Here is a 21,983-nt window from a genome sequence, read left to right as displayed (position 1 = left end):
CGCCGGTGCCCACCGTCCAGCCGCCCGCGGCGGCGCCTCCCAAGCCCACCTGGGAGCCCAAGCAGCAGGAGCCCCCGTACCCCTGGCTGCGTCCGACCATCCGGATACGGCTCACCCTGCTGTACGGCGGCATGTTCCTGATCGCCGGCATCCTGCTGCTGTCGATCATCTACATGCTGGCCGCGCAGGCCCTGCACGTGGGCAGCGAGCTGCCCTTCAAGATCGTCGACGGCCATGTGTCCAGCAACGTCTGCAACCTGCTGGGGGAGGGGAACTCGCCCAACGCCGTCAACGCCGCGATGAACTCCTGCGTGAACCACCAGCGCCAGCAGGCGCTCGACACCCTGCTCAACCGCTCGTTGCTGGCTCTGGTGGGCCTGAGCGTCATCGCCTTCGCCTTCGGATACGGGATGGCCGGACGGGTGCTCTCGCCACTGGGCCGGATCACCCGTATCGCCCGCCGGGTCGCCGGCACGGACCTGTCCAGGCGCATCGAGCTGGACGGTCCGGACGACGAGCTCAAGGAGCTCGCCGACACCTTCGACGACATGCTGGAACGGCTGGAGCGGGCCTTCACCGCGCAGCAGCGGTTCGTCGGGAACGCGTCGCACGAGCTGCGCACCCCCTTGGCGATCAACCGCACGCTGCTGGAGGTCCACCTCTCCGATCCGCAGGCGCCCCCGGAGCTCAAGCAGCTCGGCAAGACGCTGCTGGCCACCAACGAACGCAGCGAGCAGCTGGTCGAGGGGCTGCTGCTGCTCGCCCGCAGCGACAACCAGATCGTCGAGCGCAAACCCGTCGACCTCGCGGAGGTGGCCTCCCGTGCGCTCGACCAGACCCGTGCGGAGGCCGAGGCCAAGGGCGTGGAGACGCGCGGTGAGCTGGCCCCGGCCGTGGTCCAGGGCAACGGCGTGCTGCTGGAGCGGATCGCGCTGAACCTGGTGCAGAACGCGGTGCGGTACAACGTGCCGGACGACGGCTGGGTCGAGGTCACCACCGAGCTCCTGCCGGGCCAGGCCCTGCTCGTCGTCTCGAACACGGGGCCCGTGGTGCCCGCGTACGAGATCGACAACCTCTTCGAGCCCTTCAGACGGCTGCGTACCGAGCGGACGGGCAGCGACAAGGGGGTGGGGCTGGGCCTGTCGATCGCAAGGTCCGTCGCGCGCGCTCACGGAGGCCGTATCATCGCGGAGCCCCGCGAGGGTGGTGGTCTTGTGATGCGCGTCTCACTGCCTGTCTGACAGGCCGGGCGGAGCGATGTGCGCGAGGATTATGTTGTTCGCTTTGAGCGGAATTTTCGGGACCCGATCCCGGACGGCCCGTGTGTGATCGATCACAAGAGCGATTTTCCGGCCGTCCACGCTCCGTGATCAGGGCCCCCACCGGAAATCCGCCAATAGTCGGGGTTTTCGGGGGTCATTATCACGGGAAGTACACGGGGTGGTACCGGTCAACGGCACCGCCGGGACCGTGTACGGTCCCCATCGCCACCCAAGCAGATCGCTACAAGGCGGTCCTTTTGGGTGTCGATTGAGTAACAGACCTTGATGTGAGGCAAAATCTCCGCCTCGGGTCGGGCACAAGTCCGGCCTCTCACGCGTTACGTGCGCTGAGACACCGCAGACACCCAGAGGGGGAGAGCGACATGGCAACGGATTACGACACCCCACGAAAGACCGACGACGACGTCGATCAGGACAGCCTTGAAGAGCTCAAGGCTCGTCGCAGCGACAAGACGGCCTCGGCCGTCGATGTCGACGAGTTCGACGCGGCCGAAGGACTGGAGCTGCCCGGCGCAGACCTGTCCAACGAAGAGCTGGCCGTAAGGGTCCTGCCCAAGCAGGCCGACGAATTCACCTGCATGAGCTGTTTCCTCGTGCACCACCGCAGTCAGCTGGCCCGTGAGAAGAACGGCCAGCCGATCTGCCGCGACTGCGACTGAGGTCCGGTCGGCCGTGGCAGGGAACACACCGTTCCGGAAGCGGCGCCCCCGGCGCGGTAAAGAGCCGGAGACGCATGAGGGCGGTACCGGCCCGGCAGAAGGCCTAGCAGCGCCTGCCGAGCCGTCCGCCCTGCCACCCTCGCCGGGCGGACAGGAAGAGGAGCGGGGCCGGCCGGCCTCGCTCGAAGCAGCCGGCGCAGCCGAAGCGGCTGCGGAAGTCGACACGGCCGACAGGGCCGAACAGGTCGACAGGACGGAGCCCGTGACCGGGGCAGGCCGTCTGAACTCAGTGAAACGGGGCGTACGCAAGGGCGGGGAGAGCGCCAGGGCAGCGGTCGGTCATATCGCGGACCTGATCATCGATATCGCTCCCCGCGTCCCTGTGCGCGATCTCGCCACCCTGCGCAAGCAGTTTCCCGACCTCGGCCCCGAGGAGCTGGCCGACCGGCTCATCGCGGGCGCGGGCAAGGCCACCGCCACCGTCGGCGCCGGAATCGGCGCGGCGGCCATGATGCCCGTACCACCCGCCATGCTCGCCGAGCTGGCCACGGAGATCACCGGGGTGGCGGCGATCGAGATGAAGCTCGTCGCCGAGCTCCACGAGGTGTACGGACTCCGTCCGCCGGGCGGCATCACTCAGCGCTCCACCGCCTACCTGACTTCCTGGACCGAGGAACGCGGTATCGACGTCACCCGTCCGGTGACCGTCAACGCCGCACTGGGCGGCCAGCTGAAGCGCGAGCTGCGCCAGCAGATCATGAAGCGCACCGTGCGGGATCTGCCGAACCTGATCCCGTTCATGGTCGGCGCGACGGTCGGCGCGATGATGAACCGCCGCGAGACCAGAAGACTCGCCGAACGGGTCAGGACGGATCTGCGCAAGCGGCAGATCCCCTGGGACCGGCTCCCCGAGCTGCCGCCGCTGGAACGGCCGGCGCGCCCGTACGAAGCCCTCCCCGAGGACCCGGCGGACCGGCCCCCCAGCGACTAGGACCTCAGGCCCGGACCGCCGCCTTCAGCGCCGCCACCAGTGCCTTCGGCTCGCGCGTCGACAGATAGACGTACGGGGTCGGGTCCTGCGCGTCGGTGACCTTCACCCGCACCGCCGTCGGGATGTAGCTGCGCAGCAGCATGAAGGCCCGGGTGTCCGCCTTGTACGAGCGCCAGGCGCGCGCCTCCTCCGCGTCCAGTGCCTCGGCCTCACCGAGCGCCGAGACCGGGATCCGCGCGTCCCCCGCCACCAGCGCGTCACCCACCACCCGGATCCGGACGGAGCCGTACGAGCTGACCACCACCGCCGAGGCGACCGTGCCGCCCACCAGGCCGGCGAGCAGCGGCAGAGTGCCCAGGGGCAGCAGCATCAGCGCGCACGCGATGCCGAAGAGGAAGCAGATCACCCACCAGGAACGGGGTGCGGTGAGGCGTTCGTCGAAGGGCGGGGCGGAAGGCTGCATGCGCCCAAGCTTGGCACGGCGCGACCAGCGGGTAGCCGCGCGGGTAAGGTCTGCGGCTGTGAGTGGAACATCTGCGGCTCTGAAGCCCCCGGCCGACGCGGTCAGACCGGTCCGGCATCCCGACGCGCCGGCCCCCGGTGAGCTCCTCGGCGCGCACTACGAACACTGTTTCGGCTGCGGCGGGGGACAGCCGCACGGGCTGCACCTCCAGGCGAGGGCGGGCGAGGGCGTCGGGGTCACCGCCGAATTCACCGTGCAGGCGGCCCACCAGGGCGCCCCCGGCCTGGCACACGGCGGGGTACTGGCCACCGCGCTCGACGAGACGCTCGGCTCGCTGAACTGGCTGCTGCGGGTGATCGCGGTGACCGGACGGCTGGAGACCGACTTCGTCCGCCCCGTCCCCGTCGACACCGTGCTGTTCCTCGACGCCGAGATCACCGCCGTGCACGGCCGCAAGATCTACTCCAGGGCCACCGGCCGGATCGGCGGCCCGGACGGGCCCGTGGCGGTGCGCGCCGAGGCCCTCTTCATCGAGGTCAAGGTCGACCACTTCATCGACAACGGCCGCCCGGCCGAGATCCAGGCGGCGATGGCCGACCCGGACCAGGTCAAGCGCGCCCGCGCCTTCGAGGTGAACCCCTGATGCGGCACCCCGTGGATGTGCTGATCCGGCGGACGGAGCCGGACGTGCCGATCCCGTCCTACGGCCACCCCGGCGACGCCGGAGCCGATCTGGTGACCACCGAGGCCGCCGAGCTGGCACCGGGCGAGCGGGCCGTGCTGCCCACCGGGGTTTCGATCGCGCTGCCCGACGGGTACGCCGCGTTCGTGCACCCCCGGTCCGGTATCGCCGCGCGCTGTGGAGTCGCACTGGTGAATGCCCCGGGGACGGTTGATGCCGGGTACCGTGGAGAGATCAAGGTGATCGTCATCAATCTCGACCCGCGCGAGTCCGTGCGGTTCGAGCGGTTCGACCGGATTGCCCAACTGGTCGTGCAGCAGGTCGAGAAGGTGCGCTTCCACGAGGTGTCGGAGCTTCCCGGTTCGGCGCGGGCCGAAGGGGGCTTCGGGTCCACCGGCGGTCATGCCGCCGTTGATGTTGATGGCGTCCGGGGCGAGCTTCCCCAGGACGGGAACAGCTACGCTTCGGTCGATTCCGACCGGGAAGGACAGTGACGTGTTCGGACGTCGCAAGGACAGTGGTTCCGCCGAGGACAAGGCGGACGAAGCGCGCGAGGCCGAGCAGGTCGTCGACGGGCTCGATGACGCCGATGCCGCCAAGGGCGGGTCGCGCCGGATGAACCTTCCGCCCGCGCCGCGGCCGGACGGGCCGTGGGACATCGAAGAGGTCTCCCAGCCCGGCGAGGGCCGGGTGGATCTGGGCGGCATCTTCGTGCCCGGTGTCGAGGGCATGGAGCTGCGGGTGGAGGTGGCCGGTGACGCGATCGTCGCCGCCACCGTGGTGCTGCGTGACAGCGCGATCCAGCTGCAGGCCTTCGCCGCCCCCAAGAAGGAGGGCATCTGGGGCGAGGTGCGCGACGAGATCGCCTCCGGCATCACCCAGCAGGGCGGGATCATCGACGAGGTCGAGGGCCCGCTGGGCTGGGAGCTGCGCGCGCAGGTCCCCGTACAGCTTCCCGACGGGGCGAACGGCGTGCAGCTGGTCCGCTTCGTCGGCATCGACGGCCCGCGCTGGTTCCTGCGCGGTGTGATCTCCGGTCAGGGCGCTGTGCAGCCGGAGGCCGCCGGTCTGCTGGAGACGGTCTTCCGGGACACCGTGGTGGTCCGCGGCGACGGCCCGATGGCCCCGCGCGACCCGATCGTCCTGAAGCTTCCGAACGACGCCCAGATGGTGCCCGAGGGCGTTCAGCAGGAGGAGCAGGAGGGCTCGAAGTTCTCCGGCGGCATGGCGGGCCTCCAGCGCGGCCCCGAGATCACCGAGGTGCGCTGACCCCGCACCCGTAAGCACCGGCCGGTGGGCCGTATCCCCGCACGGGGATACGGCCCACCGGCTTCTGCGTTCCCGGCCGCCGCCGGCAGGCCTCGTATGGGGCGCGTATCGGGCACGTACAGGCGCCGTCAAGGACCGGCCCTTCTCCGTATGGAAGGCATCAACGCAGGTCAAAGCGGTGTCTGCGGCGGGTTTGCTCATGAGGTCCGAGAAATCCGCACCTCATCCAGGAGCACCCGATGGCCGATCTGGCCTTCGTCGTCACCACGATCGCGGTCTTCGCGCTGGTGGCACTCATCGCCAAGGGGGTGACGAAGCTGTGACCGCGGAAAACGTGGTGGGCCTCGTCGTGGCCGTCGCCCTGCTGGGCTACCTCGTCCTCGCCCTCCTGTACCCGGAGAGGTTCTGAGCCCGATATGAGCCCCGTCCTCGCAGGTGTGCTCCAGCTGCTCGCGCTCGTCGTGGCGCTGGGTCTGGCGTACCGCCCGCTCGGTGACCACATGGCCCGCGTCTACACCTCGCCCCGTCATCTGCGGGCCGAGAAGTGGATATACCGGGCCATCGGCGCCGACCCGAACGCGCAGATGCGCTGGCCCGCCTATCTCCGCGGTGTCCTGGCCTTCTCCGTCGTGAGCGTCCTCTTCCTGTACCTGCTGCAGCGGCTCCAGGGCTCGCTGCCCGGTTCGCTCGGCTTCGTCTCGATCGACCCGGACCAGGCGTTCAACACGGCGGCGTCCTTCGTCGCCAACACCAACTGGCAGTCCTACTCCGGCGAACAGGCCATGGGCCACGTCGTGCAGACCGGCGGCCTCGCGGTGCAGAACTTCGTCTCGGCCGCCGTCGGCATCGCCGTCGCGGTGGCGCTCGTACGGGGCCTCGCCGCCACCCGTACCGGTGAACTCGGCAACTTCTGGACCGACCTGGTGCGCGGCACCCTGCGGATCCTGCTGCCGGTCTCGGTCATCGGCGCACTCGTGCTGGTCGCCTGCGGGGCGATCCAGAACTTCTCCGGCATCCATGAGGTCGGGCAGTTCCTGGGCGGTCCGCAGCAGTGGAACGGCGGCGCGGTCGCCTCCCAGGAGGCCATCAAGGAGCTGGGCACCAACGGCGGCGGCTACTTCAACGCCAACTCGGCCCACCCCTTCGAGAATCCGAACGGACTCTCCAACCTCTTCGAGATCTTCCTGATCCTCCTCATCCCGTTCGCCCTGACCCGCACCTTCGGCCGCATGGTCGGCTCGCTCAAGCAGGGCTACGCGATCCTCGCCACCATGGGCGTCATCTGGCTCGGCTTCACCGCGCTGATGATGTGGACCGAATTCGCCCACCACGGGCCCGCGTTCGAGATCGCGGGCGGCGCGATGGAGGGCAAGGAGAACCGTTTCGGCATCGGCGGCTCGTCGCTCTTCGCGGTGGCCACCACCCTCACCTCGACCGGCGCGGTGAACTCCTTCCACTCCTCGTTCACCGGCTTCGGCGGCGGCATCACGATGCTCGGCATGCAGCTCGGCGAGATCGCCCCCGGCGGCACCGGCTCCGGCCTCTACGGAATGCTGATCATGGCGGTCATCGCGGTGTTCATCGCGGGCCTGATGGTCGGCCGCACGCCCGAGTACCTCGGCAAGAAGATCGGCACCCGCGAGATCAAGCTCGCGGCCTGCTACATCCTCATCACCCCGGCCCTGGTGCTCGGCTTCACCGCCGTCGCGATGGCCCTGCCCACCCCGGGCGACTCGATGACCAACACGGGCGCGCACGGCTTCTCCGAGATCCTGTACGCCTACACCTCCGGCGCCAACAACAACGGTTCGGCGTTCGCCGGACTGGCCGCCGACACCCCGTGGTTCAACACCACGATCGGACTGGCGATGCTGCTGGGCCGGTTCCTGCCCATGGTGTTCGTGCTCGCCCTGGCGGGCGCGTTCGCCGAGCAGCGCCCGGTGCCGGTGACCGTCGGCACCCTCGGCACGCACCGACCGCTCTTCAGCGGGCTGCTGGCCGCCACCGTCATGATCGTCGCCGGTCTGACCTACTTCCCGGCCCTGGCTCTGGGCCCACTGGCCGAGGGGCTGGCGTCATGACCCTCCGTACGAAGCAGAAGGACACCATGTCCACCGTCACACCGGTCCGCGCACCGCACCGGGACACCCCGTCCGGCCACGGCCCCGAGGGGCGCGTCGGCGGGGGGCTGTTCGACCCCGGCATGATGATCGCCGCGTTCCCCGACGCGATACGCAAACTCGACCCACGGGTGATGATCAAGTCGCCGGTGATGTTCGTGGTGCTGACCGGCTCGGTGCTCACCACCGTGCTGGCGGCCCTGGACCCGGGTGACTGGTTCGGCTGGGCGATCACCGCCTGGCTCTGGCTGACCACGGTCTTCGCCAACCTGGCGGAGGCGGTCGCGGAGGGCCGGGGCAAGGCCCAGGCGGACACCCTGCGCCGGGCCAGGACGGGCACCGTCGCCCGCCGCCTGACCGGTGGCGTGGAGGAGCGGACGGCCGGCACCGAACTGCGCGTCGGCGACCTGGTGGTCTGCGAGGCCGGCGACATCGTCCCGGGCGACGGGGACGTCGTCGAGGGCGTGGCCAGCGTCGACGAATCCGCGATCACCGGCGAATCCGCACCGGTCATCCGGGAGTCCGGCGGCGACCGCAGCGCCGTGACCGGCGGTACGAAGGTGCTCTCCGACCGCATCGTCATCAAGATCACCACCAGGCCCGGCGAGACCTTCATCGACCGGATGATCGCCCTCGTCGAGGGCGCCGCCCGGCAGAAGACGCCCAACGAGATCGCGCTGAACATCCTGCTCGCCTCGCTGACGATCGTGTTCCTGCTGGCCGTGGTCACCCTCCAGCCGTTCGCCGGCTACGCGGGCAGCGAGCAGTCCATGACCGTGCTGGCCGCACTGCTGGTCTGCCTGATCCCGACCACCATCGGCGCGCTGCTCTCCGCGATCGGCATCGCGGGCATGGACCGGCTGGTGCAGCGCAACGTGCTCGCCATGTCCGGGCGCGCCGTCGAGGCGGCGGGCGACGTGTCCACCCTGCTGCTCGACAAGACCGGCACGATCACCCTCGGCAACCGGCAGGCCGCCGAGTTCCTCCCGGTCGCGGGCGTCACCGAGGCCGAGCTGGCGGACGCCGCCCAGCTCTCCTCGCTGGCCGACGAGACGCCCGAGGGCCGCTCCGTCGTCGTCCTGGCGAAGGAGGCGTACGGGCTCCGCGAGCGGCATCAGGGGCAGCTCTCCGGGGCGGAGTGGGTGGGCTTCACCGCCCGGACCCGGATGTCCGGGGTGGACCTCGGCGGACGCCTGATCCGCAAGGGCGCCACCGGCTCGGTCACCGCCTGGGTCCGGGAGCGGGGCGGCGCGGTCCACCCCGACGTCGCCGCGCTCACCGACCGGATCTCCCGCGAGGGCGGCACGCCGCTGCCGGTCGCGGTCGACGACGGGGAGGGCGCGAGGGTCCTGGGCGTCATCCACCTCAAGGACGTGGTCAAGGAGGGCATGCGCGAGCGGTTCGGCGAACTGCGCCGGATGGGCATCCGCACGGTGATGATCACCGGCGACAACCCGCTGACCGCGAAGGCGATCGCCGAGGAGGCGGGCGTCGACGACTTCCTCGCCGAGGCCACCCCCGAGGACAAGATGGCCCTCATCAAGCGGGAACAGGCCGGCGGCAGGCTCGTCGCGATGACCGGCGACGGGACGAACGACGCCCCGGCGCTCGCCCAGGCCGACGTCGGCGTCGCCATGAACACCGGGACCTCGGCCGCCAAGGAGGCCGGGAACATGGTGGACCTGGACTCCGACCCGACCAAGCTGATCGAGATCGTCGAGATCGGCAAACAGCTGCTGATCACCCGCGGCGCACTGACGACGTTCTCCATCGCCAACGACGTCGCGAAGTACTTCGCGATCATCCCCGCGATGTTCGCCGCGGTCTATCCGGGCCTGGACAGGCTCAACATCATGGATCTCTCCTCACCCCGGTCCGCGATCCTGTCCGCCGTGATCTTCAACGCGCTGATCATCGTCGCGCTGGTACCGCTCGCGCTGAAGGGCGTGCGCTACCGGCCGGCGGGCGCCGACTCGATGCTCCGGCGCAACCTCGGGATCTACGGACTCGGCGGACTGGTCGCCCCGTTCATCGGCATCAAGATCATCGACCTGATCATCTCCCTCATCCCCGGAATCGGCTGACCTGCCATGAACAACTCCCTAGCAAACGCCGTCCGGCCGCTCCGGTCCGCCCTGCGCGCCCTGCTCGTCCTCACCCTGGTCTGCGGCGTCCTCTACCCGCTCGCCGTCACCGGGGTCGCCCAGGGCCTCATGCCGGGCCGCGCCAACGGCTCCGAGACCACCGCGAACGGCGACGTCGTCGGCTCCGAACTCATCGGGCAGCGCTACGACCTGCCGCTCAAGAAGGGCCAGGAGACCCCGGCCCCCGACCTCAGGTGGTTCCAGCCGCGCCCCTCCAACGGCCTCGGCACCAACAGCGTCAACACGCGCTACTCGCTGCTGGTCTCCGGCGCCACCAACCGCTCCGGCGACAACCAGGAGCTGATCGACTGGGTCACCGCCGCCAAGGCCGCGGCGGTGAAGGACAACTCCGTCCCCGGCCACCCCGTCAGCCCCGCACAGGTGCCGGCCGACGCCGTCACCTCCTCCGGATCGGGCCTCGACCCGGACATCTCCCCGGCGTACGCCCGGCTCCAGGTCCGCCGGGTCGCCGAGCGCAACCACCTGGACACGGAGCTGGTGGCGAAGCTGGTGGAGCGGCACACCGACGGCCGCATCCTGGGCTTCGCGGGTGAGCCGCGGGTCAACGTGCTCCGGCTGAACATCGCCCTGAAACAGCTCGTGACCGCCGCGGCCGGGCGCTGACCGGCCACCGTGCCCGGGTCCGGCCGCCGCGGCCGGACCCGGGCATTGCCCGTCGCCGGGCCTCCCGCACATACTGGCGGCCGACAGGACCGAGTACGTACGGGGAGCGACATGACCGAGAGCATCGACGCGGCGGGCACCGGCGGGAAGAGCGGCACGGCCGTCGCGGAGCGGCCCATGGTCCGGGTCGAGGACCTGCACCGCTCGTACGGCTCCGGCGCCGCCGCCACGCACGCGCTGCGCGGGGTGTCCTTCGAGGTACCGCGCGGTGAGCTCGTCGCGCTCAAGGGGCGCTCCGGCTCCGGCAAGACCACCCTGCTGAACCTCGTCGGGGGACTCGACAGCCCCGGCAGCGGCCGGATCACCGTGGACGGCACCGACCTCTCCGCGCTCGGCGAGAACGGCCTGCTGGAACTGCGCCGCGACCGGATCGGGTTCATCTTCCAGTCGTTCGGCCTGATCCCCATCCTGACGGCGGCGGAGAACGTCGGCGTGCCCATGCGGCTGCGCAAGGCCGACCCGCGCGAGCGCGAGGAGCGGGTGTCGCTGCTGCTCTCCCTGGTCGGTCTCGCGGACCACGCCGCCCAGCGCCCCGGCGAACTCTCCGGCGGCCAGCAGCAGCGGGTGGCGATCGCCAGAGCGCTCGCCAACCGGCCCGCGCTGCTCATCGCGGACGAGCCGACCGGACAGCTCGACGCGGAGACCGGCCTCGCGGTGATGGAATTGCTGCGCGCCGTCGTGCACAGCGAGGGCGTCACCGCGCTCGTCGCCACCCACGACGCCCAGCTGCTCGGCCTCGCGGACCGGGTACTGGAACTCAGCGACGGGCACATCGTCGAACAGGCGTAGGCCGCAGGCCGTGAGACACGGCCCGGCCGGGCATCAGAATTACGTCAATACGGTCAGCTCCAGCACCCCCCGCCCGATATGCCGGAAATTCGCGAGGTAGCTTCGACAGTGGCTGCCGCATCGGCCGCAGCCGGTTTCGGGAAGACGATGGGGCCATGGCGCGCGGCAAACTTCGGATCTACCTCGGTGCGGCACCGGGCGTCGGCAAGACGTACGCCATGCTCTCCGAGGCGCACCGCCGGGTTGAGCGGGGCACGGACTGCGTCGTCGGCTTCGTCGAGCACCACGACCGCCCGCGCACCGAGGTCATGCTGCGCGGCCTCGAACAGACCGGGCGCCGCGAGATCGAGCACCGCGCCGCGGTCTTCACCGAGATGGACGTCGACGCGATCCTGGAGCGCGCACCCGCCGTCGCCCTGGTGGACGAACTGGCGCACACCAACGTGCCCGGCTCCCGCAACGCCAAGCGCTGGCAGGACGTCGAGGAACTCCTCCAGGCCGGCATCGACGTGGTCTCCACCGTCAACATCCAGCACCTGGAGTCCCTCGGCGACGTCGTCGAGTCGATAACCGGCGTGCGCCAGCGCGAGACCGTGCCCGACGAGGTGGTCCGCCGCGCCGACCAGCTCGAACTCGTCGACATGTCGCCCCAGGCGCTGCGCAGGCGGATGGCCCACGGCAACATCTACAAGCCGGACCGGATCGACGCCTCGCTCTCCAACTACTTCCGCCCCGGCAACCTCACCGCCCTGCGCGAGCTGGCCCTCCTCTGGGTGGCCGACCGGGTCGACGAATACCTCCAGCAGTACCGCGGCGAGCACAACATCCGCACCACCTGGCAGGCCCGCGAGCGCATAGTCGTCGGACTCACCGGAGGCCCCGAGGGCCGCACCCTCATCCGCCGCGCCTCCCGGATGGCGGCCAAGGGCTCCGGCAGCGAGATCCTCGCCGTCTACATCGCCCGCAGCGACGGACTGACCTCGGCCTCGCCCAAGGAGCTGACCGTCCAGCGCACGCTCGTCGAGGACCTCGGCGGCACCTTCCACCACGTCATCGGCGACGACATACCCTCGGCCCTCCTCGAATTCGCCCGGGGCGTCAACGCCACCCAGATCGTCCTCGGCTCCAGCCGCCGCAAGGCCTGGCAGTACATCTACGGCCCCGGCGTCGGCGCCACCGTCGCCCGCGAGTCCGGCACCGACCTCGACGTCCACATCGTCACCCACGACGAGGTCGCCAAGGGCAGGGGCCTGCCCATCGCCCGGGGCGCCCGGCTCGGCCGGGCCCGGATCCTCTGGGGCTGGATCGTCGGCGTGGGCGGCCCGGTCCTCCTCGCGCTGCTTCTCAAGGGCCTGGAGAACGGTCCGGGGCTCGCCAACGACGTCCTGCTCTTCCTCTTCATGACCGTCGCCGCCGCCCTGCTCGGCGGACTGCTGCCCGCCCTCGCCTCTGCCGCGGCGGGCTCGCTGCTGCTGAACTACTGGTTCACCCCGCCCACCCACACGCTGACCGTCCAGGACCCCGAGAACTTCGTCGCCATCGTGATCTTCTTCGCGGTGGCCGTCGCGGTGGCCTCCGTCGTCGATCTGGCGGCCCGCCGCACCCACCAGGCCGCCAGACTGCGCGCCGAGTCCGAGATCCTGTCCTTCCTGGCCGGCAGCGTGCTGCGCGGCGAGACGACGCTGGCCGCGCTGCTCGACCGGGTCCGCGAGACCTTCGGCATGGAGTCCGTCGCACTGCTGGAGCGGCAGAGCGACGTCGATCCCTGGACATGCGCCGGGAGCGTCGGGCCGGGGCCGGTCGCCCGGCCGGAGGAGGCCGATGTGGACATGCCCGTCGGTGACCACATGGCCCTCGCGCTCTCCGGCCGGGTGCTCCCCGCGGAGGACCGCCGGGTGCTCGGCGCCTTCGCCGCCCAGGCCGCCGTCGTGCTGGACCGCCAGCGCCTCGTCGGCGAGGCCGAGGAGGCCCGCCGGCTCGCGGAGGGCAACCGGATCAGGACCGCGCTGCTGGCCGCCGTCAGCCACGACCTGCGCACCCCGCTCGCCGCCATCAAGGCCGCCGTCAGCTCCCTGCGCTCCGACGACGTCGCCTGGTCAGAGGACGACGAGGCCGAGCTCCTGGAAGGCATCGAGGACGGCGCCGACCGCCTCGACCACCTGGTGGGCAACCTCCTCGACATGTCCCGCCTCCAGACCGGCACCGTCACCCCGCTGATCCGCGAGATCGACCTCGACGAGGTCGTGCCGATGGCCCTGGGCGGCGTACCGGAGGACAGCGTCGAGCTGGACATCCCCGAGACGCTGCCGATGGTCGCCGTCGACCCCGGGCTGCTGGAGCGGGCCGTCGCCAATATCGTCGAGAACGCCGTCAAGTACAGCCCGGACGGCGATCGCGTCACGGTGGCCGCCAGCGCGCTGGGCGCCCGCGTCGAGCTACGGGTGGCCGACCGGGGCCGCGGCGTCCCCGACGACGGCAAGGAACGCATCTTCGAACCCTTCCAGCGCTACGGCGACGCCCCGCGCGGCGCCGGCGTCGGCCTGGGCCTCGCCGTGGCCCGCGGCTTCGTGGAGTCCATGGGGGGCACGCTGGACGCGGAGGACACCCCCGGCGGCGGCCTCACCATGGTCCTGACCCTCAGCGCGGCCCGGGGACACCTCCCGGTCGCCCCCGACCTGCCCGCGCGGGTCACCTCATGATCCGCGGCGGACGCCACGGAGAGCTCCGCGCCCCCGATGTACAGCACAGACCCGATGCACGGCAGAGAGGCAGGACCGAGATGACCCGGGTGCTTGTGGTCGACGACGAGCCGCAGATCGTACGCGCCCTCGTGATCAACCTGAAGGCGCGCAAGTACGAGGTGGACGCCGCGCCCGACGGAGCGACCGCCCTCCAGCTCGCCGCCGCCCGCCACCCCGACGTCGTCGTGCTGGACCTCGGGCTGCCCGACATGGACGGCGTCGAGGTGATCAGGGGACTGCGCGGCTGGACCCGGGTGCCGATCCTGGTGCTCTCGGCCCGCCACACCTCCGACGAGAAGGTCGAGGCGCTGGACGCGGGGGCCGACGACTACGTCACCAAGCCGTTCGGCATGGACGAGCTGCTGGCCCGGCTGCGCGCCTCGGTGCGCCGCGCCGAGCCCGTCGGACAGGACGGCGCCGACCAGGCCGTGATCGTCGAGACCGCTGGCTTCACCGTCGACCTGGCCGCCAAGAAGGTCCAGCGCGAGGGCCGGGACGTACGGCTCACCCCCACCGAGTGGCACCTGCTGGAGGTACTGGTCCGCAACAGCGGCCGGCTGGTCAGCCAGAAGCAGCTGCTCCAGGAGGTCTGGGGACCGTCCTACGGCACCGAGACCAACTATCTGCGGGTCTACATGGCGCAGCTGCGGCGCAAGCTGGAGGCCGATCCCGCGCATCCCCGGCACTTCGTCACCGAACCGGGGATGGGCTACCGCTTCGAGCGGGCCTGAGGTCAGCGGACCGGCTCTCCGCATCACCCGTTCGAGTGAGACGGCGGCCACCCGCCACGACTTCCGGGGACCGGTACGCTTCGGTTATGAGTGCTGTCCCTCGATTCGAGAAGGCCGGGAAGGCCGAGCGGCCGTCCGGGCGCTTCCGCCGGATGTTCGACCGGCTCTCCAGCTCCCAGGAGGACCTGGAGTGCGAGGAGCTCGCGGAGGACTCGCACGCCTCGGGATGCACCCGGATCTCCGAGTGCAGTGACCGCCAGATCGTGAAGGTCACTGGTACCTTGCGGACGGTCACCCTGCGACCGCGCGCCGGAGTGCCCGCCCTGGAGGCGGAGCTCTTCGACGGCACCGCTCCGCTGGACGTGGTCTGGCTCGGCCGCCGCTCCATCGTGGGCATCGAGCCGGGCCGCAGGCTCATCGCCTCGGGCCGGATCTCCATGAGCCACGGGCGCCGGGTGCTGTTCAACCCCAAATACGAACTCCGACCGCTCGGCAAGGAGTAGCCGGTGACGTCTCTCGACAAGCCGACGTCCGAAACGGACCCCACCACCCACACCGACCAGCAGGAGGCTGACGCGAAGGCGGTCACGGAGGCCGCGCTCTTCGAGGCCTTCGGCGGCATCCGGGGCATGGTGGAGACAGTCCTGCCGGGGCTGCTCTTCGTCACGATCTTCACCATCGACAAGAACCTCACGTACTCGGCCATCGCCGCCGTGGCGGTGTCGCTGGTGCTCGTGGCCGTCCGGCTCATCCGCAGGGACACCGTCAAGCACGCCTTCAGCGGGGTCTTCGGTGTGGCCTTCGGTGTCGTCTTCGCGAAGATGACCGGGAACGCCAAGGACTTCTATCTCCCGGGCATGGTCTACACGCTCGGACTGGCCCTCGCCTACCTGGTCACCACGGTGGCGGGACTGCCGCTGATCGGCCTGATCCTGGGCCCGGTCTTCAAGGAGAACCTCTCCTGGCGCACCAGGAACCCCGGCCGCAAGAAGGCCTACGCCAAGGCCAGCTACGCCTGGGGACTGATCCTGCTCGCCAAGTGCGCGATCCTCTTCCCGCTGTACTGGTGGGGCGACACCACCCAGTTCGGCTGGGTCCTGGTGGCACTGAAGATCCCGCCGTTCCTGCTCGCGGTCTACCTCACCTGGGTCTTCCTCGCCAAGGCGCCGCCGCCCATCGACGTCTTCGCCGAGATGGAGGCCGAGGAGCAGGCCGAGAAGGACCGCAAGGCCGAGCAGACCCGCGCGGCGGCCGCCGCCGAAGCGGCCCGCGGCCAGGAGTTCTGAGCGGACAGCCCGGACCCGGACGTGTGAAGGGCCCGGTACCGCCCACGGGCGGCACCAGGCCCTTCACACGTCCGGGTCCCACTCAGTTCTCGGTGTCCCCCCGGCGCACCGACAGCAGGTCCTCCAGCTGCTCCTCGCGCGCCTGGGCCGCGACGAACAGCAGCTCGTCACCGGCCTCCAGGGTCTCCTCCGTGCTCGGCGTCAGCACCCGCTGGCCCCGGATGATCGTGACCAGCGAGGTGTCCTCCGGCCACGCCACCTCCCCGACCTGGGTACCGGCCAGCGCCGACTCCGGGGGCAGCGTCAGCTCGACCAGGTTGGCGTCGCCGTGGCTGAAGCGCAGCAGCCGGACCAGATCACCGACGCTCACCGCCTCCTCGACCAGGGCCGACATCAGCCTCGGGGTGGAGACCGCCACATCGACGCCCCAGGACTCGTTGAACAGCCACTCGTTCTTCGGGTTGTTCACCCGGGCGACGACCCTCGGCACGCCGTACTCCGTCTTGGCGAGCAGCGAGACGACCAGGTTCACCTTGTCGTCGCCGGTCGCGGCGATCACGACGTTGCAGCGCTGCAACGCCGCCTCGTCCAGCGAGGTGATCTCGCAGGCGTCCGCCAGCAGCCACTCGGCCATCGGCACCCGCTCCACCGAGATGGCGGTCGGCGCCTTGTCGACGAGCAGCACCTCGTGGCCGTTCTCCAGCAGCTCGGCCGCGATGGAACGGCCCACCGCACCGGCCCCGGCAATCGCGACACGCATCAGTGACCGCCCTCCTCAGGGCCCTCGGCGAAGGCCGCCTCGACCTTCGCGATCTCGTCCGTACGCATCATCACGTGGACCAGATCGCCCTCCTGCAGCACCGTCTGCGACGACGGCAGTATGGCTTCGCCCAGTCGGGTGAGGAACGCCACGCGGACGCCCGTCTCCTCCTGCAGCGTGCTGATCTTGTGACCGATCCAGGACGGCGTGGTGTGCACCTCGGCGAGCTGCACACCGCCGCTCGGATCCCGCCACAGCGGCTCGGCGCCCGAGGGCAGCAGCCGGCGCAGCATCTGATCCGCGGTCCAGCGGACGGTGGCGACCGTGGGGATGCCGAGCCGCTGGTAGACCTCGGCGCGCCGGGGGTCGTAGATCCTGGCCGCGACGTTCTCGATGCCGAACATCTCGCGCGCCACCCGGGCCGCGATGATGTTCGAGTTGTCGCCGCTGCTGACCGCCGCGAACGCGCCGGCCTCCTCGATCCCCGCCTCTCGGAGGGTGTCCTGGTCGAAGCCGACGCCGCTGACACGCCGGCCGCCGAATCCGGAGCCGAGACGCCGGAACGCCGTGGGGTCCTGGTCGATGACGGCGACCGTGTGCCCCTGCTGCTCCAGGGTCTGCGCGAGAGCGGCTCCTACTCGCCCGCAGCCCATGATGACGATGTGCACCTTGCGCCTACCTCGCAGTCCTGATCGTCCGGCTGACCTGCGAAAACACCCTGCTCACACTCTTTCCTCGGCTGGCCGGGCAAACAATGGGGCAACGGTTCGTCCCGTTGCCCAGGATGAGCTTATGCGGCGCCGGGCGCGTTGCCGCATTCGAGTGCCCTTTCCCCGGCGCCGCGATGGCAAGGGGGCGTCCCCCGAACAGTTCCGGCTCGTTTCGGAGCTCCTCCGGGCGTCCCGGCGCAAGGATTGCGTTAAGGATTTCGTGGCTTTTCCGTCCGAGTGCAGGAGATTCAAGTGATACGGGGGTGGTGCGTGGGCGGGCCCCATACGGAACCCTTACGATCCACAGCGTGTCCAAACTGACCGACGTGCCCAAACGGATCCTGATCGGACGGGCCCTGCGCAGCGACAAGCTGGGGGAGACACTCCTCCCCAAACGCATCGCCCTGCCCGTCTTCGCATCCGATCCGCTGTCCTCGGTGGCGTACGCGCCCGGAGAAGTCCTCCTGGTGCTGTCCATCGCAGGCGTGTCGGCGTACCACTTCAGCCCGTGGATCGCGGTCGCCGTCGTGGTCCTGATGTTCACCGTCGTCGCTTCCTACCGGCAGAACGTGCACGCCTACCCGAGCGGGGGCGGTGACTACGAGGTCGCGACCACCAACCTCGGTCCGAAGGCCGGACTGACCGTGGCCAGCGCCCTGCTCGTCGACTACGTCCTCACCGTCGCCGTGTCGATCGCCTCCGGGGTGGAGAACCTCGGCTCAGCGATCCCGTTCGTCGTCGAGCACAAGACCGCCAGTGCCGTCGCGGCCATCGTGCTGCTCACGGTGATGAACCTGCGCGGCGTGAAGGAGTCCGGCAAGCTCTTCGCCATCCCCACGTACCTCTTCGTGGCCGGCGTCTTCATCATGATCGCGTGGGGTGCCTTCCGCGGACTGGTGCTGGGCGACACCATGCACGCCCCGACCTCCGGCTACACGATCAGGGCCGAACACCAGGGACTGGCGGGCTTCGCCCTCGTCTTCCTCCTGCTGCGGGCGTTCTCCTCCGGCTGCGCCGCCCTCACCGGCGTCGAGGCGATCAGCAACGGCGTCCCCGCGTTCCGCAAGCCCAAGAGCAAGAACGCCGCCACCACCCTCGCGGCGATGGGCCTGCTGGCCGTCACCATGTTCTGCGGCATCATCGGGCTGGCCATGGCCACCGACGTGAAGATGGCCGAGAACCCGGCGAAGGACCTGATCAGCAACGGCTCCCCGGTCGGTTCCGGCTTCGTCCAGGACCCGGTGATCTCCCAGGTCGCGGCCGCCGTGTTCGGCGACGGAACGTTCTTCTTCGTCATCCTCGCCGCTGCCACCGCGCTCGTGCTCTTCCTGGCCGCGAACACCGCGTACAACGGCTTCCCGCTGCTCGGCTCGATCCTGGCCCAGGACAGCTACCTGCCCCGCCAGCTGCACACCCGCGGCGACCGGCTCGCCTTCTCCAACGGCATCGTGCTGCTGGCCGGTGCGGCGATCCTGCTGGTCGTGATCTACGGGGCCGACTCGACCCGGCTGATCCAGCTCTACATCGTCGGCGTGTTCGTCTCCTTCACCCTGAGCCAGACCGGCATGGTCCGGCACTGGAACCGCCACCTGCGCGCCGAGAAGGACCCGCTCAAGCGCCGCCACATGATCCGCTCCCGCGCCATCAACACCTTCGGCGCCTTCTTCACCGGCCTGGTGCTCGTCGTCGTCCTCGCCACCAAGTTCACCCACGGCGCCTGGGTCGCGCTGCTCGGCATGGTGATCTTCTACGGCACGATGACCGCGATCCGCAAGCACTACGACCGGGTCGCCGCGGAGATCGCCGCCGACGAGACCCCGTCCGACGAGAGCATCAGGCCCTCCCGGGTCCACTCGATCGTCCTGGTCTCCAAGCTCCACCGCCCCACCCTGCGCGCGCTCGCCTACGCGAAGCTGATCCGCACGGACCACCTGGAGGCGCTCTCCATCAGCGTCGACCCGGCCGAGACGAAGGCGCTCAGGGAGGACTGGGAGCGGCGCGGCATCAACGTACCGCTGAAGATCCTGGACTCCCCGTACCGCGAGGTGACCCGTCCGGTCATCGAGTACGTCAAGGGCCTGCGCCGGGAGAGCCCGCGCGACGTCGTGAGCGTCTACATCCCCGAGTACGTCGTCGGCCACTGGTACGAGCACCTGCTGCACAACCAGAGCGCCCTGCGGCTCAAGGGCCGGCTGCTCTTCACCCCGGGTGTGATGGTCACCTCGGTCCCGTACCAGCTGGAATCCTCCGAAGCGGCCAAGAAGCGCGCCCGCAGGCGCGCGGACTGGACGGCTCCGGGCTCGGTGCGCCGGGGACCGGTGGAACGCCGGTCCAAGGAGCACACGCACAAGAGCTGACACCGCCCCCTCAGCGGTGGTAAGCGGCCGGACGACACCCACGTAGACTCGTAGGTTGTTGTCCGGCCGTTCGCCGTCACCCCTTGATCTCTGGAGCCCTCCCCTCATGCAGAACGAATCCACTTCGCCGCAGACGGGCGAAGCCCAGACCGTGGAATCGCTCGTGGGGCGGGAGTACGAGGTCGAGGTCGGCCCGGTCGCCCACGGCGGCCACTGCATCGCCCGTACGGCCGAGGGCCAGGTCCTGTTCGTACGCCACACGCTCCCCGGCGAGAAGGTCATCGCCAAGGTGACCGACGGCACGGCCGAATCCCGCTTCCTGCGCGCCGACGCGGTACAGATCATCGAGGCGTCCAAGGACCGGGTGAAGGCCCCCTGCCCGTTCGCGGGCCCCGGCAAGTGCGGCGGCTGCGACTGGCAGCACGCCAAGCCCGGCGCCCAGCGAAGGCTCAAGGGCGAAGTGATCGCCGAACAGCTCCAGCACCTCGCGGGCCTCACCCCGGAGGAGGCCGGCTGGGACGGCACCGTCATGCCGGCCGAGGGCGACAAGCTCCCGCCGGGTGAGGTCCCGGCCTGGCGCACCCGCGTCCAGTACGCCATCGACGAGGACGGCCGGGTCGGCCTGCGCAAGCACCGCTCGCACGACATCGAGATCATCGACCAGTGCCTGATCGCCGCCCCCGGCGTCTCCGAGCTCGGCATCGAGAAGCAGGACTGGCCCCAGATGGCCACGGTGGAGGCCATCGCCGCCACCGGCTCCAACGACCGCCAGGTCATCCTGACCCCCCGCACCGGCGGCCGCCTCCCGCTGGTCGAGCTCGACAAGCCGGTCTCGGTCCTGCGCGTCGACGAGCACGACGGCGGCGTCCACCGCGTCCACGGCCGGGGCTTCGTCCGCGAACGCGCCGACGACCGCACCTACCGCGTGGGCTCCGGCGGCTTCTGGCAGGTCCACCCGCAGGCCGCGTACACCCTGGTGAAGGCCGTCATGCAGGGCCTCATGCCGCGCAAGGGCGAGATGGCCCTCGACCTGTACTGCGGCGTCGGCCTCTTCGCCGGCTCCCTCGCGGAACGCCTCGGCGACAAGGGCGCGGTCCTCGGCATCGAGTCCGGCAAGCGCGCGGTGGAGGACGCCCGCCACAACCTCAAGGACCTGGAGCGGGTCCGCATCGAGCACGGCAAGGTCGACCAGATCCTGCCCCGCACCGGCATCACCGAGGCCGACCTGATCGTCCTCGACCCGCCCCGCGCGGGGGCCGGCAAGCAGGTCGTCAAGCGCCTCTCCGCCCTTGGCGCGCGCCGTATCGCCTACGTTGCGTGCGACCCGGCGGCCCTGGCGCGCGACTTGGCGTACTTCGCGGAGGGCGGCTACAGGGTGCGGACGCTGCGGGCGTTCGATCTGTTTCCGATGACTTCGCATGTTGAGTGTGTTGCTGTTCTAGAGCCAGCAGCGAAGGGCGTCTGACCTGCCATTTTGTAGTTCCGGTGAGCTTGTTCGATCTGCCTTCGAGGCTTGGACGGGTACACCGTGTGGAGTGCGTTGCGCTACTTGATCTGCCCCTGGAGCGATGCTAGCGCGACGCCTCGGTCTTCCGGCCTGAAGCTGGCTGGCTCCGTTCTCGCTCAGCGTCTATGGCCCTTCAGTGACACGGCCTCGGACGACTGGGCTGGGCGGGGGCCAGCGAGCCCTTCTCGGCGGAGCCGGTCATCGACATCGGGGCGGCGAAGAAGTGAAGGCGTTCGGTGACGGAGCCCGGCTCATGTTGGCGTCGAGGACGTGGGGGAGCGACCCGAGCCTGACACCGAGTTCCTCGGCGCTCTCGCGGCGGATCGCGGTGTGCGGGTCGTCCGCGTCGAGCAGTCTGGCCGCCGCCTCGATGAGCCCTGGGACGTGAGGTCGACGTCGCGGTGCCGCCGTCGAAGGCGGGCACGATCGACGCCGCGGATGCCGCCGGACCGACCGAGTTCGAAGAGCGGGTACGGAAGGTGTACGGTCGGCCGGTCGCGAAAGACGCTGGCCGGACGACGACCTGCGACCGGGTCGCAGTACGGAAGGACATCGAGCACGGGCAACGTGTGATCGCCGGGGCCTGGCGGCGCGTCGCCACCGGCACGACCGCGAAGCCCCGCCTCGTACGGACCACGCTCCACCGGGCCACCGACTGAGCCGACACGCAGCCTTGAGCCGCACGTCCCAGTCGACTGCATCCTGGAGAACTACGTCAAACTGGATGCCGAACCCCCGGACCCGGACTGCGCGGTGCCGTCCGGAGTCCGACGCAAGTGGCCGTTGCTGCCACGCCAGGACCGGGAA

The 21,983-nt window shown here is 70.3% G+C and carries 21 protein-coding genes and 1 pseudogene; 18 read left to right on the top strand and 4 right to left on the bottom strand.

Annotated elements, in window-relative coordinates:
- Positions 1–5 precede the first annotated feature (5 nt).
- From ACIP89_RS26690 to ACIP89_RS26680, 3 genes are all read left to right on the top strand, one after another.
- Entirely contained in the window at positions 6–1,241 is a 1,236-nt protein-coding gene (locus tag ACIP89_RS26690; RefSeq protein WP_401931280.1) for a sensor histidine kinase, read from the top strand.
- A 404-nt stretch (positions 1,242–1,645) separates the two neighbouring features.
- Positions 1,646–1,942: a DUF4193 domain-containing protein gene (locus ACIP89_RS26685; RefSeq protein ID WP_003965732.1), complete on the top strand. Its 297-nt coding sequence runs from the start codon at positions 1,646–1,648 to the stop codon at positions 1,940–1,942.
- Positions 1,943–1,955: 13 nt separating this feature from the next.
- Positions 1,956–2,933, top strand: coding sequence for a hypothetical protein (locus ACIP89_RS26680; protein WP_401931281.1), 978 nt, complete (start codon positions 1,956–1,958; stop codon positions 2,931–2,933).
- Positions 2,934–2,937: 4 nt separating this feature from the next.
- Here the strand turns inward: ACIP89_RS26680 and ACIP89_RS26675 are convergent, their stop codons facing one another.
- On the bottom strand, positions 2,938–3,396 hold the full coding sequence (locus tag ACIP89_RS26675) for a DUF3093 domain-containing protein (protein ID WP_401931283.1): 459 nt from the start codon (positions 3,394–3,396) through the stop codon (positions 2,938–2,940).
- A 58-nt stretch (positions 3,397–3,454) separates the two neighbouring features.
- Between ACIP89_RS26675 and ACIP89_RS26670 the strand changes: the two genes are divergently transcribed.
- The 12 genes from ACIP89_RS26670 to ACIP89_RS26615 all read left to right on the top strand — a co-directional run bounded on the left by ACIP89_RS26670 (position 3,455) and on the right by ACIP89_RS26615 (position 15,842).
- Entirely contained in the window at positions 3,455–4,039 is a 585-nt protein-coding gene (locus ACIP89_RS26670) for a PaaI family thioesterase (RefSeq protein WP_401931285.1), read from the top strand.
- Complete coding sequence (gene dut / locus ACIP89_RS26665) at positions 4,039–4,572, top strand: dUTP diphosphatase (RefSeq protein ID WP_073737660.1); 534 nt, start codon at positions 4,039–4,041, stop codon at positions 4,570–4,572. The genes ACIP89_RS26670 and dut overlap by 1 nt, the downstream gene beginning before the upstream one ends.
- Before the next feature lies 1 nt (position 4,573).
- Positions 4,574–5,347 (top strand): DUF3710 domain-containing protein, encoded by a 774-nt coding sequence (locus ACIP89_RS26660; protein WP_402117147.1) that lies wholly within the window; start codon positions 4,574–4,576, stop codon positions 5,345–5,347.
- 319 nt (positions 5,348–5,666) lie between these two features.
- A complete protein-coding gene (gene kdpF / locus ACIP89_RS26655; protein WP_037777601.1) occupies positions 5,667–5,756 on the top strand; it encodes a K(+)-transporting ATPase subunit F in 90 nt (29 codons plus the stop codon).
- Positions 5,757–5,763: 7 nt separating this feature from the next.
- On the top strand, positions 5,764–7,428 hold the full coding sequence (kdpA, locus tag ACIP89_RS26650; protein ID WP_402117145.1) for a potassium-transporting ATPase subunit KdpA: 1,665 nt from the start codon (positions 5,764–5,766) through the stop codon (positions 7,426–7,428).
- Positions 7,429–7,454: 26 nt separating this feature from the next.
- Positions 7,455–9,551: a potassium-transporting ATPase subunit KdpB gene (gene kdpB, locus ACIP89_RS26645; RefSeq protein ID WP_402117243.1), complete on the top strand. Its 2,097-nt coding sequence runs from the start codon at positions 7,455–7,457 to the stop codon at positions 9,549–9,551.
- A gap of 6 nt (positions 9,552–9,557) precedes the next feature.
- The gene (locus ACIP89_RS26640; RefSeq protein WP_401931291.1) at positions 9,558–10,235 is read left to right on the top strand and encodes a potassium-transporting ATPase subunit C; all 678 of its coding nucleotides are present in this window, start codon (positions 9,558–9,560) and stop codon (positions 10,233–10,235) included.
- 111 nt (positions 10,236–10,346) lie between these two features.
- Positions 10,347–11,084, top strand: coding sequence for an ABC transporter ATP-binding protein (locus ACIP89_RS26635; RefSeq protein ID WP_402117143.1), 738 nt, complete (start codon positions 10,347–10,349; stop codon positions 11,082–11,084).
- Between the two features lie 155 nt (positions 11,085–11,239).
- Positions 11,240–13,783: an ATP-binding protein gene (locus ACIP89_RS26630; protein ID WP_401931294.1), complete on the top strand. Its 2,544-nt coding sequence runs from the start codon at positions 11,240–11,242 to the stop codon at positions 13,781–13,783.
- Between the two features lie 80 nt (positions 13,784–13,863).
- On the top strand, positions 13,864–14,556 hold the full coding sequence (locus ACIP89_RS26625; protein WP_401931296.1) for a response regulator: 693 nt from the start codon (positions 13,864–13,866) through the stop codon (positions 14,554–14,556).
- Between the two features lie 86 nt (positions 14,557–14,642).
- Positions 14,643–15,059, top strand: a complete 417-nt coding sequence (locus ACIP89_RS26620) for an OB-fold nucleic acid binding domain-containing protein (RefSeq protein WP_401931298.1) — start codon at positions 14,643–14,645, stop codon at positions 15,057–15,059.
- A 3-nt stretch (positions 15,060–15,062) separates the two neighbouring features.
- Entirely contained in the window at positions 15,063–15,842 is a 780-nt protein-coding gene (locus ACIP89_RS26615) for a DUF3159 domain-containing protein (RefSeq protein WP_401931300.1), read from the top strand.
- 82 nt (positions 15,843–15,924) lie between these two features.
- Here ACIP89_RS26615 and ACIP89_RS26610 read toward each other — a convergent pair whose 3' ends face one another.
- Both ACIP89_RS26610 and ACIP89_RS26605 read right to left on the bottom strand, forming a co-directional pair.
- Complete coding sequence (locus ACIP89_RS26610) at positions 15,925–16,602, bottom strand: potassium channel family protein (protein WP_401931302.1); 678 nt, start codon at positions 16,600–16,602, stop codon at positions 15,925–15,927.
- The gene (locus tag ACIP89_RS26605) at positions 16,602–17,270 is read right to left on the bottom strand and encodes a TrkA family potassium uptake protein (protein WP_024490560.1); all 669 of its coding nucleotides are present in this window, start codon (positions 17,268–17,270) and stop codon (positions 16,602–16,604) included. The genes ACIP89_RS26610 and ACIP89_RS26605 overlap by 1 nt, the downstream gene beginning before the upstream one ends.
- Positions 17,271–17,620: 350 nt before the next feature.
- On the opposite strand from ACIP89_RS26605, the gene ACIP89_RS26600 reads away from it, so the two are divergent.
- Both ACIP89_RS26600 and ACIP89_RS26595 read left to right on the top strand, forming a co-directional pair.
- A complete protein-coding gene (locus tag ACIP89_RS26600; RefSeq protein WP_401931304.1) occupies positions 17,621–19,669 on the top strand; it encodes an APC family permease in 2,049 nt (682 codons plus the stop codon).
- Between the two features lie 106 nt (positions 19,670–19,775).
- Complete coding sequence (locus ACIP89_RS26595) at positions 19,776–21,134, top strand: class I SAM-dependent RNA methyltransferase (RefSeq protein ID WP_401931306.1); 1,359 nt, start codon at positions 19,776–19,778, stop codon at positions 21,132–21,134.
- A 250-nt stretch (positions 21,135–21,384) separates the two neighbouring features.
- On the opposite strand, the pseudogene ACIP89_RS26590 reads toward ACIP89_RS26595, so the two are convergent.
- Positions 21,385–21,551 (bottom strand): annotated as a pseudogene (locus tag ACIP89_RS26590) (GDP-mannose pyrophosphatase); the annotation flags it as partial.
- 26 nt (positions 21,552–21,577) lie between these two features.
- Between ACIP89_RS26590 and ACIP89_RS26585 the strand changes: the two are divergent.
- Positions 21,578–21,835 carry a hypothetical protein gene (locus tag ACIP89_RS26585; protein ID WP_401933252.1) on the top strand — a complete coding sequence of 86 codons (258 nt, stop codon included), beginning with the start codon at positions 21,578–21,580 and terminating at the stop codon, positions 21,833–21,835.
- The last annotated feature ends 148 nt before the right edge of the window (positions 21,836–21,983 follow it).

It is taken from the genome of Streptomyces sp. NPDC088730 (assembly GCF_044751215.1).
In the GTDB taxonomy this organism is placed as follows: domain Bacteria; phylum Actinomycetota; class Actinomycetes; order Streptomycetales; family Streptomycetaceae; genus Streptomyces.
The sequence above is the reverse complement of the archived record's forward strand: the minus strand, read 5'-3'. Positions and strand labels throughout refer to the sequence as shown.

Bases quoted from the DNA above. Each gene is read 5' to 3' on its own strand.
- kdpA (WP_402117145.1), top strand. From the start codon at position 5,764: ATGAGCCCCGTCCTCGCAGGTGTGCTCCAGCTGCTCGCGCTCGTCGTG.
- ACIP89_RS26620 (WP_401931298.1), top strand. From the start codon at position 14,643: ATGAGTGCTGTCCCTCGATTCGAGAAGGCCGGGAAGGCCGAGCGGCCG.
- ACIP89_RS26595 (WP_401931306.1), top strand. From the start codon at position 19,776: ATGCAGAACGAATCCACTTCGCCGCAGACGGGCGAAGCCCAGACCGTG.
- ACIP89_RS26635 (WP_402117143.1), top strand. From the start codon at position 10,347: ATGACCGAGAGCATCGACGCGGCGGGCACCGGCGGGAAGAGCGGCACG.
- dut (WP_073737660.1), top strand. From the start codon at position 4,039: ATGCGGCACCCCGTGGATGTGCTGATCCGGCGGACGGAGCCGGACGTG.
- kdpB (WP_402117243.1), top strand. From the start codon at position 7,455: ATGTCCACCGTCACACCGGTCCGCGCACCGCACCGGGACACCCCGTCC.
- ACIP89_RS26625 (WP_401931296.1), top strand. From the start codon at position 13,864: ATGACCCGGGTGCTTGTGGTCGACGACGAGCCGCAGATCGTACGCGCC.
- ACIP89_RS26630 (WP_401931294.1), top strand. From the start codon at position 11,240: ATGGCGCGCGGCAAACTTCGGATCTACCTCGGTGCGGCACCGGGCGTC.
- ACIP89_RS26675 (WP_401931283.1), bottom strand. From the start codon at position 3,396: ATGCAGCCTTCCGCCCCGCCCTTCGACGAACGCCTCACCGCACCCCGT.
- ACIP89_RS26685 (WP_003965732.1), top strand. From the start codon at position 1,646: ATGGCAACGGATTACGACACCCCACGAAAGACCGACGACGACGTCGAT.
- ACIP89_RS26640 (WP_401931291.1), top strand. From the start codon at position 9,558: ATGAACAACTCCCTAGCAAACGCCGTCCGGCCGCTCCGGTCCGCCCTG.
- ACIP89_RS26610 (WP_401931302.1), bottom strand. From the start codon at position 16,602: ATGCGTGTCGCGATTGCCGGGGCCGGTGCGGTGGGCCGTTCCATCGCG.